Origin of the sequence: Thalassovita mediterranea, from assembly GCF_001458435.1 — a bacterium.
GTDB lineage: Bacteria > Pseudomonadota > Alphaproteobacteria > Rhodobacterales > Rhodobacteraceae > Thalassobius > Thalassobius mediterraneus.
In genome coordinates, this window is record NZ_CYSF01000019.1 from 51,496 (window position 1) to 63,964 (window position 12,469).

Annotated in this window: 9 protein-coding genes; 7 read left to right on the forward strand and 2 right to left on the reverse strand. The window is 58.8% G+C overall.

All coding sequences use genetic code 11. The annotated features are described in order from the left end of the window. The first annotated feature begins 515 nt into the window (after positions 1–515). The 7 genes from TM5383_RS16180 (at position 516) to TM5383_RS16215 (ending at position 11,209) form a co-directional block, all read left to right on the forward strand. A complete protein-coding gene (locus TM5383_RS16180; protein WP_058320079.1) occupies positions 516–1,103 on the forward strand; it encodes a helix-turn-helix domain-containing protein in 588 nt (195 codons plus the stop codon). Further along, positions 1,090–3,423: a relaxase/mobilization nuclease domain-containing protein gene (locus TM5383_RS16185; protein ID WP_058320080.1), complete on the forward strand. Its 2,334-nt coding sequence runs from the start codon at positions 1,090–1,092 to the stop codon at positions 3,421–3,423. The genes TM5383_RS16180 and TM5383_RS16185 overlap by 14 nt, the downstream gene beginning before the upstream one ends. Before the next feature lie 8 nt (positions 3,424–3,431). After that, positions 3,432–5,432, forward strand: coding sequence for a type IV secretory system conjugative DNA transfer family protein (locus tag TM5383_RS16190; protein WP_058320081.1), 2,001 nt, complete (start codon positions 3,432–3,434; stop codon positions 5,430–5,432). A gap of 269 nt (positions 5,433–5,701) precedes the next feature. Then, positions 5,702–6,628, forward strand: coding sequence for a hypothetical protein (locus tag TM5383_RS16195; protein WP_058320082.1), 927 nt, complete (start codon positions 5,702–5,704; stop codon positions 6,626–6,628). 414 nt (positions 6,629–7,042) lie between these two features. Next, a complete protein-coding gene (locus TM5383_RS16200) occupies positions 7,043–7,705 on the forward strand; it encodes a L,D-transpeptidase (protein WP_025054197.1) in 663 nt (220 codons plus the stop codon). Positions 7,706–8,290: 585 nt separating this feature from the next. After that, the gene (locus TM5383_RS16210; protein ID WP_058320083.1) at positions 8,291–10,633 is read left to right on the forward strand and encodes a heavy metal translocating P-type ATPase; all 2,343 of its coding nucleotides are present in this window, start codon (positions 8,291–8,293) and stop codon (positions 10,631–10,633) included. Positions 10,634–10,699: 66 nt separating this feature from the next. Continuing rightward, complete coding sequence (locus TM5383_RS16215; protein ID WP_037969026.1) at positions 10,700–11,209, forward strand: L,D-transpeptidase family protein; 510 nt, start codon at positions 10,700–10,702, stop codon at positions 11,207–11,209. Here the strand turns inward: TM5383_RS16215 and lspA are convergent. Further along, the gene (gene lspA / locus TM5383_RS16220) at positions 11,200–11,667 is read right to left on the reverse strand and encodes a signal peptidase II (RefSeq protein WP_025054193.1); all 468 of its coding nucleotides are present in this window, start codon (positions 11,665–11,667) and stop codon (positions 11,200–11,202) included. The genes TM5383_RS16215 and lspA overlap by 10 nt on opposite strands. Before the next feature lie 6 nt (positions 11,668–11,673). Beyond that, a complete protein-coding gene (locus TM5383_RS16225; protein WP_025054192.1) occupies positions 11,674–12,456 on the reverse strand; it encodes a ZIP family metal transporter in 783 nt (260 codons plus the stop codon). Positions 12,457–12,469 lie beyond the last annotated feature (13 nt).

The following is a 12,469-nucleotide window of genomic DNA, read 5'->3' on the forward strand; positions in this document are numbered from 1 at the left end:
GATCCCTGTTCCAGGGATGCCGGTTCCGGCGCGGGTGATCGCCGTCAGCGACCTCCCATTGGTCCCGGTCCCTGCGCGCTCAAAGGACGATCGCCGCTCGGAATAGTCGGGCCGCGACAGACCGGCCAGTCAGCATCAAGGGGGCCATCCCCAAAAACCTATCGGCCAAGGCCTCCCGGTTTTTGCGGCAGAGATTTGGCAAGCCAAATCTGGCCCTCCTTGACCCTGCCTGTCCGCCCTGTCGGTGGGGTTTGCGCCCGCCCGCGTTTCCGTCCGAACACTTGGCGTTCGGCCAGACCCTCGGGCGGGGCTGGCGGACGGGACCCCAAGGACAGGTGGGTCGCCCGGTGGTGAGGGCGGCAGAGCCGCGTCCCTGCGGGCCGCGGCGTGAAGCGGAAACCAAGGCTGCCTGAGACTGAATGCAACGTAAGTATATAATTGACAGCTAGGTATATTATCGTAAGGTAGGGGCAGCCTTGTTGGAAGGTGGCAGGAAATAGGGGGTCTTTCTTCGCATGTCGCGCGCAAAACGTCTCTCAGATGCGGAACGCATGAAGATCGTTCGCGAGGCTGCGGAAGGTGTCTCGACATCTGTGCTGGCGGAGCGGTTTGGCGTGTCTGTGCGGGCGATCCAGTACACGCTCAAAGCCGATGCCGAGCGCCAGGCCGATGCTGCGATCCCAGTCTCAGCGGTCAGTGTGAAGGTCACGGCTGCGGAGCTTGCGGCGCTCGACGAGGTGCTGGCCGAGGCCGGGATCGAGAGCCGTGCCGAGGGGCTCAGGCGGCTCATTCAGGCGGCAGGCGGGGTGTTCGTTCCGGACGCGCAGATGGCAGCAGAGATGGCGCGCTACCGCGCCTCTCTGCACGAGGTCGGTAATGGGGTCGCGCAGATCGCCAAGCAGATGGCGCAGGCCAACCGGCAGGGGCAGGGGCAGGGGGCTGGCCCGGAGTTTACCGAATTGCGCCTTGCGCAGATGCGCGGGCTGGCGCGGTTCATCCTGGATGCCGCTGACGAGATCGATCTGCTTCTGCGCCGCCGTCGAGACGCGATGCAGCTGCAGGCCACGGCCGCGCTGAGGGAGTTTGCCCATGCGGCTGAATGATGCCGTCCATGCCGTCACGGGCGAGGTCTTCCGGGATGGCTGGAGCCGCATCCGGGGCTCGATGCAGGGGCTGCACGTGGCCAAGCAGAAGCAACTCGTGCGTGCTGCAGCCGGGCACCGGCCGGCGGTCTTCAAGGCGATCCGGGGTGGCGGCACGCACACGAAATCGCAGCTGATGAACCAGCTCGATTACCTCACCACCAAGTCCACCCATATCGTGGACAGTAGCGGGTTTCTGGATGGTAAGGCAAAGCTCGAGGCGGCAGACATCAAGGATCTGACCGAGCGCTTCGCCAAGCGGTGGGATGCGGGCTTCAAGCCCAAGCTGGGACAGACCACACACATGCTCATGTCCTTCCCTATCGGCACGCGCGGGGAGGATGTGCGCGACATTGCGACGGATGTGGCCGAGCGGTTCTTCCAGACTGATAAGGGGCATTTCGATTACATCATCGCGGTGCATGAGGACCGCGATCACCCCCATGCGCATCTGGTGCTGAACCGCCGCTCGCAGGAAGGCGAGTTCTTCTTTCTGGGGCGCAACCACCGCTTCAACTACGACGATTTCCGCCTCGCCATGGTCGAGGAGGCGGAGAAGTACGGCGTGCGGCTGGAAGCCACGCGGCGGGTGGAGCGCGGGGTTGTGCATTACCCAGCCCGCACCAGCGAGGTTTACGCCGCGAAAGAAGAGGGCCGCGCGCCTGTTGAGCGGGAGCGTGTGGGGCAGGATCTGACGCGGACGCTGGCGGAGATCGCCAACACCAGAACCGTCTACCATTCGCTTGCCGCAGAGGCCTCCCGGGAGGCCCGGGAAGACATCGCCGCGGCACTCTTCCGCGCGGGCGAGGTGCTGACGCATGGCGGACAGATGGACCGAACAGGAGATGTGTATATGGCCGAGGATCAGAGTTTCGAAGATCTGAGAAGCCTCTATGCGGAAAAGCTCGCGCGGGTGCAGGGCATGATCGCAGAGAAGTCTGACGCGGAACGTCCCATGCTGGAAAAGCGCCTCATCGAGATCCAGACGCAGGTCCAGCACATGCAGCCTCTCGGTGTGCGATCATCCACGCTGTCAGAGACCCCCTCGAAGGGCGGGATCTATTCCGAAGCCAATATCGACGCCAGCCAGCGCGAGCGTCTGGCAGAGCCCGATCTGAGATCGCGCATTGACGCGGCACTACGGGGCACCGGGATCAGCACATCGGAAGTGGTGGCCCGGATCGAGACGGGCGCCTCAAATGCAGCGCTCGAGCATCAATGGATCGCCAATGATCTCTCCAAAGTGGCTGAGGCGCGGGATCTGAACCTCGAGCGCCGCGCCGATTTGGAACAGGCGCGCGACATTCTCAATGACGTGCATGTCGCGCTCGGCACGCTGCTGGAACGGGCGAACGTGCTGCGCCGGGATGGTGTCATGGAAGCGGAACCGGTCAGCGAGCAGTTCCATTATCATGAGGGCGCGGTCCGGGCGATGGAAGGGACAATCCGTCAGGAGATGCGCGCAGACGGCCTGACAGCGCAGCAGATCGAGGACCGGGATTGGGAGGTTGTCTCAAGGGCGGAGCGCCGTATCGAGACCGAGCAGCGCGCGTATCTCGCGGCACACCCGGATCTGCTCGCACGCCCTGGCGATGTGATTGACCGGTCTGAGCCCTACAGGGAGACCATCACCGATGCGCCCCGCGCCAGCGAGATCAGCCGCGAGGTCGACCGCATCATGGAGGCACGCGACATCCGCATGCCCGTTGCAGATGCAGTCACGGATGACTTGCGCGCGCGCTATCCGGACATGCCGTCCCACCTCGCCCGCGGGCTCGGTGCGACCTACGCTGCCGTCGTCGAGATACGCGACACGGAGGCCATCAATCAGGTCCGCCGCGAAACCGAGATGCGCGACGGGCTCGGGTCTGGCACGCGCGCCGCACTCCTCGCAGCCCGCGGTGAAACTGCGCCGCAGTCTGCCCGTACCGACCGCCTTGCAGACGAGATTGCGCATGTTCTGGACCATGAGCGGGCGGGGGAGTTGTCCGCGCCCTTCGAGACCGAGGCGGAGCGGGACGCTTTCCGGGGCGATATCGCGCGGGTGCTGGATGACCCTCAACTTGAGAGGCTCACATCCGGCGACGCCGATGCGCTGGAAAAGGTTCTCGAGGACCGCCTCGACCGGCTCTATGTGGCCAAGGTCTACCTTCAATCCGATGCCGCCACGGCCAATACCGAGGCCCTGCGCCAGGTGGTCGATGATCTTGCCGACACCGAATATGAAAAACACCGCACGACAGACGTGGATGGCGAGACCGAGCGGGGCCAGGTCCATTGAGCGCCGCCATGGGCAAGGCCTGGATCGCCACGGGCGTCCTGCTGGTGACGCTGGTGACCGGGGCCATGGGCTATACCATCGCCTCGGCGGTGCTGACCTACCAGGATCTCGGGTTTGGGGCCGAGATCGACTTTGCCTATATCGCGCAGAACTACATGGCGATCCTCGATCGCCGCCCGGAGGACGCCCAACTCATCCACCTGATCATCGGCAGCTTCGCCGCCGCCGGCCTCATGCTGAGCCTCGCCCTCTCGGGGTCCGCCCTGACACGCTTTGGCCAGACCCATTGGCAGACTGCGCGCGAGATGAAGGCCAATGGCTTCTTCGGGGCGCCGGGCACCGGGTTCATCCTCGGCAAGCTGGGGACGCCCGGCTCCCGCGCCAATTACATTTGCTCCAAGGTCTTCCCCCATGCGCTGATCGTGGCCCCCACGGGCCGCGGCAAGACCACGGGCTTTGTCATTCCGAACCTGCTGACCTGGCAAGGCTCCGCCGTGACGCTCGATGTGAAGGGCGAGTGTTTCGAGGCCACGGCCCGGCACCGCGCGGCGCAAGGTGACAAGGTTTATCGCTTTGCCCCCACCGATTGGGAGGGCAAGCGCACGCATCGTTACAACCCGCTCCTGCGCATCTATCAACTGAAAGATCCCGCGCGCCAGCAGATGGAACTGCAGCTTCTGGCGACGCTGTTCCTGCAGAGCGACAATGACCGGGTGCAGGGCCTCCTCAAGGGCGGGATCGATCTCTTCGTGGCGGCAGGGCTCTTGGCCTTCCAGCGCAAGCGCCCCACCTTGGGCGAAATCTACCGCATCGCGGCCTCGGGTGGGAACAAGCAGAAGGAGTATTTCGCGCGGGGCCATGAGGTGGACAACAGGGCCGCCAAGCTGATCTTCACGCGGCTGGCTTCGACCAACAACGATACGCTGACCTCTTACGTCTCGCTCCTGATGACCTCTGGGCTCGATCAATGGCAGAACCCTGCCATCGATGAGGCGACGGCGGTGTCGGACTTTGACTTCCGCACGATCCGGAAAAAGCCCTTTTCGGTCTATCTCGTGGTCCAGCCGCTGATGGTGAAGCCGCTCGCGCCGCTGATCCGGCTGTTTTTCTCCGATCTCCTCTCTGCCATGCAGGAAAAGGATCCCGGCCCCGACGAACCCTGGCCCGTGATGATCATGCTCGATGAGTTCAATCGCCTCGGCAAGATGCCCATCGTGGTCGAGAGCATCGAGACCCTGCGCACCTATCGTGGGCACCTGGCCGTCGTCACTCAGACCATCCCCGCCCTCGATGAAATCTATGGCGAGAACACCCGCCGCGCGCTACAGGGCAACGCGGGTGTAAAGCTCTACCTGACGCCCTCCGATGAAAAGACAGTCGAGGAACTGAGCAAGGCGGTTGGCAAGACCACGAAGACCGTCATCACGCGCTCTCAGTCCATCGGCAAGAACCCCTTCGAGGGCCGTAGCCAGTCCACTCGGACTGAAGAAAGTTCCTTATTGCCCGAGGATGAGGCGCGCCGCCTACCGCTCGACGAGATCGTCATGGTCATCGATGCCCAGATGCCGGTCCGGGCAAAGCGGATCCAGTATTTTGATGATCGGCTGTTCAAGGCGATCCACGCGGCACAGACGGGCGAGTTGCCGTTCCCGGAACCGGGGGGAGGGGGCCCGCAGGGTGATCTGCCGCTGAGTATGCGCGCCATGCCGATGACACCGCCGCCGGATGGGTCAGGCGGGTCCGAGGCCGACGTTGAGGCTGCACGCCAGGCTGCTGATGGTCAATCGTCAGGGCAAATCGATGTCGCCCCAACGAAGACTGCGCCTGTCGTTCAAGCCGTTATCGCTGAGGAACACCGACAAATGGAAATGGATTTTGGGGGCCAGGTCGCGGAAGCCGAGACAGTGGGCGCGGATGATGAGGCGCAGATGCGCTCTGCTGTCGATGGCTTGGACGACATGGAAGCGATGATGCAGGAGGGTGATGGCGAAAAGCTATTTGCGCGATAGGGTGTTATGCATCGCGTGTCTGTCAGGGAGGGCGGGATGCAGACATTCTCTGCACCTGCATGCATCTTACTGCAGGTCGGTGAAAGCGGTCATTCAAGCCCGTGAAAATCTAACCAACCATGCTGCACCAGCCATCAAGGTCAGGTATGCGCAGGAAGCGGACTTTGCAAAATTGTAGAGTTTGTTGTGGCAGACCCGCGGTTAGATATTGTCAAATTGAGCCGCGTTAGCAACAATTTCGTTGTGCGAGTGAGGATCGATAGAAACGAATGAAACGGCAGCTGGTTTTATACTTAGACAATTGTGTTTTCAGTGAGCTTCTTAAACCTGGCGCTATCGCCATGCGCAGGAACTTTAGCGCCCTGCCACATCGCATAGCTTTTTCAGACGTCCATATCACTGAGATGCGAAACAACCATGAAGAATATTCAACCTTATTGAATGAGCTTGATGCCGTGTTCGTAAGGAACCCGGGCCAAGTTCACGAACGGTATGACCCAATTTCAGCGTTGGACACAGCCGTGCCAGAAGAAAGGTTTGCCAACTATTTTGAGTTTTCACCCGCATATGAAGCATTTGATGAGATGCTAGCGCCTATGCATCACCTTATGGGGGGAAGGCGAGAAAAATCGATGGATCAAGTTGCCCTTGAAACCGAACGAGCGATAACTAACTCGTTGATGAATCCCCTAGGTTTTGAGCCTGATGGCAACTCTGGAGAAGTATCCAATGCCTTGAAAAGCGGCACTGAAAGTCTCGCCTCTATAGATGTTTCCGAGGTATGGCAGACGATAGACACCCAAGTATCCGCCGCAAGAGAAGGCGATCCAATGAGAGAAATGGACCCGGGCGAAAAGGTGCATCACGTACTTTCAAAGCTTAGCGAAACAGAAAGGCGTGGGTTTATTGAAGAATTTCCTGAAAAGTTCGCGCAGCTTCGAGTTTTAAAAACGGGGGAACTGACTGGCTTTGCCTTCGCTCTCTTTGGCATGGGCCTAACTAAACGAAAAGGGAAATTCACTGGCCCGCGCCAGACACAAAAATTTGCGGCACAGTTTCGTGACGCTCAACATATTGAAGAAGCCTCTAGATGCGATTGTTTCATAACGTTTGATCAAGACGCCAGCGAACTTGCAGCTTCGACGTTTGCGTATGCTGGTTTTCCAACACAGACTTTATTACTGATGAACCAGTAACGAGAGTCCGTTTTGGGCTGACAGCAGTCATCCGGTGTGATCGATCAGGCTGGTGGCAGGGCATTTTGCGCAAAAACCACGGGCTGCATTGCCGCAAGTCTGCTTCGAGTCCAGAGTCCTAGATTCTGCACGCCACGCAAATGACCTGAATCCGCTGCACAAAGCTGTCGTTCGACCTTTTTCAGCCCCGATTTAAGGGGAAGCTCACGCCGCCGCCGAGTTTTCCCGAAAGCGGCCACTGCTTGCTGGCCTCCGTCGCGTGACAAAATGTTGTCAGTACGCAAATGCAAATACACGAATTTGTGTGAAGCGAAGATTCTTATTGAACCTCCAGTTGGTGTAGGTTGTACCTGTCTTATGGAGCATGCGGCACATAATACGCAAATTGACTATTAGGACGGAGACAAGTTCAACATGTTGACAAGACGCCATTTCATCGCAACCACGACTGCTCTTTTTTCAGCCCCGCTGGCGTCGCCCGCTTTCGCCAACACATGGCCATCTGCGTCGCAAAAGGCTACCTGGGACGCGCAAGTTACTCCAGAAAACTTCGTTCTTGAGACATCTAACCCATGGGATCTTGCACCGCGTTTCCTGCCGCAACGGGTCGAGGCGCGGGATGGGCTGGTGCCTGGCGATATCCACGTCGATGCTGTCGCAAGATACCTCTACCACATCGAAGAAGGTGGCACGGCGATGCGATACGGCGTCGCGATTGCGCGCGGCAATCTTTATGAACCGGGCACCTATACGGTGCGCCGTCTGGTTGAGTGGCCGCATTGGACACCCACCCAATCAATGATCGAGCGTGACCCTGTGAACGCCCAGTGGGCTGACGGCATGGAGCCAGGTCCGACAAATGCCCTCGGCTCCCGTGCGATTTACCTCTACGTGGGCCAGCGTGATACGTATCTACGTATTCATGGCACGCCTCACCCCAGATCGATTGGGGGCCGCGCGAGTTCAGGCTGTGTTCGGATGGTGATGGCGCATATCAATGCGCTTTATCCAAATGTCGAAATGGGTTCGACTGTATATCTTTACTCCGCTTCGGATAGCGTGCTCTCAACTAGCTGACAGTCAAAGCATCGTCGATCACAGCAAACGAATGAAAATGGCTCTGATGAATTTAGGGCCGTTTTCGTTGTTACGTCTCAGCGGGCTGTTGAATGCAAATGTGACGGCTATCAGAGGTCCTGAGTGGCAGAGGTGTTCTTTCAACCGGGCCATTGTGCATGTACCAAAAGCAATTGTCGTCGGGGCGCAGGAAGGCCGACATAATGTCCTGATTGGGCCCTGCAATTGCAATCACTTCCTCAGGTATAGAACGTGTCGGGCTTGCGGCTTCAGGCTCGGTCATGGTGACCGCGCAAGCGCTCACGAGCGGTATAAGTGTGAATACGGCTGCACTTCGCTTGATCATCTTTTGGCTCCATTTACCTGAATATTGTTGCTTCGCTGATATGATGAAAGCCATACGATATTCAAGCTTTCCCGCCGTCGGCCTCAAAACTTGCTCCGGCGCGATGTTCGAAGGTGACTATTTGAGGCAGGTTTTCGCGGTTCAAACGAAAATCGGACGCGTTGTCATTTTTCTTCTTGAAGCTCTAGTTGCTGTAGCTCGTATCCTAATCAAAATAGTCGCGAATCTGAGGATAACTCATGCCACACGATGCTGCTCATCATGATCACGATCATGCCGCTTCTTCGCCTGATACAGGCACAAGTTGCTACGGTGGTGATGCTGTTCCGCCAACGCAAGTCAGCGCCTCCGACGGGCGTAGTTTCCACGTCAGCGGTTTGGACTGCGCGGAAGAGGTCTCGATCCTCAACCGCGTCGTCGGACCAAAGGTCGGTGGAGCGGAGTACCTCGCCTTTGATGTTATCAACGCGCGCATGACGGTTCTGGATGGTGGGACGAACCCGTCGTCGAAACAGATTATTGATTTGGTTGCTTCAACAGGCATGACGGCTAAGCCGTGGGATGCCGAGGACGCCAGCGCCGATCAGGCTGCACATTTGAAGAAACAAAAGCAGTTTACGATGTTGAGCGGAGGCTTTTGGGCGGCGGGGTTCATTTACCACCTCGTTGAAACCGGGATTGGCGGGGCCATCGGCATCTTTGCCGGCCATGGGGAATCCGCGATGCCAATGGCGGAGGTTGCCTTGTTCGCTGGCGCAATTCTATTCGGTGTGTGGCTGGTGGCACCTAAAGCATGGTCGTCTGCGCGCCGGATCTCTCCTGATATGAACCTGTTGATGGTGGTTGCCGTTGCCGGTGCCATTGGGCTTGGAGAATTCTTTGAGGCCGCAACTGTTGCGTTTTTCTTCTCACTCTCGCTCTATCTTGAAAGCTGGAGCGTCGGGCGGGCACGCAATGCTGTCTCGGCGCTTCTCGACCTCGCGCCTGCGACGGCGCGGGTAATAAACGAGGATGGGTCTGAGACGGATATTCCCGCCGCGGCCGTCGCTGTCGGAACCAAGTTCATCGTGCGCGGTGGGGACCGCATTCCCCTGGACGGAGAAGTTGTCGGCGGGGCGGGAGCTGTCGATCAGGCGCCCATTACGGGTGAAAGCGCTTTGGTGCCAAAAGAGGCGGGCGACGATGTTTACGCGGGCACCATCAATGGTGAGGGCACGTTGACCGTACGGGCAACGATGGCCGCGTCTGACACGGTTCTGTCCAAGATCATTCGCATGGTTGGCGATGCACATTCGCGTCGCGCTGAGGTCGAACAATGGGTGACAAAGTTCGCCCGCATTTACACTCCAGTTGTGATGGTGTTTGCCATTTTCATTGCCTTAATCCCGCCACTTGTCGCGGGCGGCGACTGGGGCTTTTGGTTCTATAACGCGCTGGTTTTGCTGGTCATCGCCTGTCCATGTGCCTTGGTGATCTCGACCCCAGTGTCCATTGTTGCATCGCTTGCGGCATCCGCCCGAAATGGTGTGCTGATCAAAGGCGGGGCCTATGTCGAAGCCCCCGGGCGCACCACTGCGTTGGCAATGGACAAGACCGGTACGATCACCATGGGTGAGCCCGAGGTTGCGGCCATTTATCCGCTTGGTGGCACAACCGAAGCCGAATTGATGGCACGGGCCGTGGCCCTCGAAGCGCGTTCCTCACATCCTCTAGCACGGGCTATCCTTGGCCGTGCAGAGCGGGGCGGAATAAAAATCGTCGCCGCCGAGGATACCCGAACCGTCCCTGGGCGCGGCCTTGAGGGTCAAATGGGCGGTCAGTCCATCTGGCTCGGCTCAGACCGGTTTGCCGAGGAAAAGGGTCTTGGCGGGAATATTCCGGCTGATCTGCGCAATCAGATCGAAGGCGCTGGAAGCACGCTTGTGGCGATCGGTGATGCAAACGGCGTCAACGGCGTTCTCGAACTGCGCGACCGGATCCGGCCAGATGCCAAGGGCATTGTCGCGCGTTTGCACGCACAAGGTGTCAAAAAGATCGTGATGCTGACCGGCGACAACGCGGCCACGGCAAGAGCAGTGGCTGCCGAGGTGGGCATAGATGAGGTGCGGGCCGAACTCCTTCCCGAGGATAAGGTCACGGCCATCGAAGAACTGGTGGCGCAATATACGACCGTCGCGATGATCGGGGACGGAGTGAACGACGCACCGGCAATGGCGCGTGCGCATTACGGCATAGCAATGGGCGCAGTTGGGTCGGATGCTGCGATTGAAACGGCAGACATTGCTTTGATGACGGACGATATTGGCAAACTTCCATGGCTGATCGGGCATTCGCGCAGGACCATGTCGATCATCAAACAGAACATCGGGCTGTCCCTTGCAACCAAGGCCGTCTTCGTCGTGGCGACTGCCTTCGGTATGGCATCCATGTGGGGCGCGATTGCGGCAGACGTCGGGGTCTCGCTTCTCGTTGTCGCCAACGCCTTGCGATTGATAGGAGCACGCGACGGCGACCAAGGACCGCGCAGCGGAGAGCAAGTTGGCGAGGAAATGGCAAAAGGCGCGCTGGCACACGGCCATTGATCGGTGAAAGGCAACGCTGTATCCGATAGGCACAACGAACCTCCAAAGAAGAGGCATAGGGCAGTGATGATAACAAGATTACCGAGACGGCTTTTCCTATCTGGTGCGGTGGCTACATTCTTGGCCGGATGCGCCAACAAATTCAGGTCGTACACTGGCCCTGATGTGACACGCCTGCGCCTCTACAAATCTCAACGACTGCTCGTTCTCGATGGCGCGCAGGGTGTGTTGCGCACTTTCCCGGTCGGGCTTGGTTTTGCCCCCGAAGGACACAAGCAATTCGAGGGCGACGGACGCACGCCCGAAGGAACCTACACCATCGATCGCCGAAATCCCGAGAGCCTGTTTCATCTCTCAATAGGCATTTCTTACCCCAATGCCGAAGACCGTGCTTTCGCGGCTGCTCAGAGCCGGTCTCCAGGGGGTGATATCTTTATCCACGGTGGCCCGAGGCGGGGCATTGATCCGACAAATAAGCAGGACTGGACCGCAGGATGTATTGCGGTCACCGATCGGCAGATTGAAGAGATTTATGCCATGGTGCGCGATGGAACGCCCATCGACATTTATGCCTGAAAACGTGCCCTCCGCAGCGGATACAACAAAAGTACCCCCACGCCACACACGACAAATACATCGGCAAGGTTGAAGGCCGGCCAATACAGGCCAGCGATGTGGAAGCTCAGAAAGTCGGTAACGGCTTGAAATCGGAAGCGATCTACGACGTTACCGAGTGCGCCGCCAATGATAGCACCAAGCGCGACAGCTTCGATGTGATTGTCGCTGCGAAAAAGCATCACGCCGAGAACAGTGCATATCACGAGCGCCAATGCCGACAGTCCCCACCAAGGCATGCCCCCGAACATCCCGAAGCTAACCCCATCATTTTGAACATACACAAGGTCGAAAATGGGTAAGATTTGAATGCCGGTGGCAAACGAGGATGCGTTGTCCATGACAAAGAACTTCGTGACTTGATCCACGAAAAGAGCGATCAACACTGTAGTCAGGCCGGGAAGGATGAATATCTTCATCGTTTTTTACCCGAGCCAGACGTCCAAAAACAGCATGATGACCAAGCCGATCGCAAGGCCGAGCGTGGCCTTGTTCTGATGACCGCTTCGGTGGGTTTCAGGAATGATCTCGTGACTGATAACGTAGAGCATCGCGCCTGCCGCAAACGCCAAACCCCAAGGGAGAAGCGGTTCCGAGATCGTGATGATCCCCGCACCCAAAAGTCCGCCAATGGGTTCAACCATGCCAGTTAATGCGGCGATCCCCCAAGCCCGGACTTTCGAATACCCTTCGCCGAGCAGTGACACCGCGACGGCCAGACCTTCGGGCGCATTCTGCAGCCCGATCCCGATGGCAAGCGGCATACCGCCTGACACACCGTCTGCGCCAAAGCCGACGCCCACCGCCAGCCCTTCGGGAAAGTTGTGGATCGTGATGGCGATGATGAACAACCACACCCTGCGGAGCGATGCTGCCTCAGGCCCTTCGCGACCTGTGCTGAAATGCTCATGCGGTAGTTTCTCGTTCATGAGTGCCACGGCACCCATCCCAAGAAGGATCGCAATACACACAATTGCGGCCGGTGCTGCCTCGTTCACATATCGCAATTCAGCCGCATCAAGAGCAGGAATAATCAGCGAAAAGAAGGATGCAGCAAGCATCACGCCCGCCGCGAAACCAAGTGACAGGTCTCGGGTAGCGCGAGACGGCACGCGACCAAAAAGCACGGGTATTGCGCCAATGGCCGTCATTGAGCCTGCGGCAAGACTACCCAGAAATCCGAGCATAATAGGGGAGAGAGTGTCCAAATTCAGATCTTTC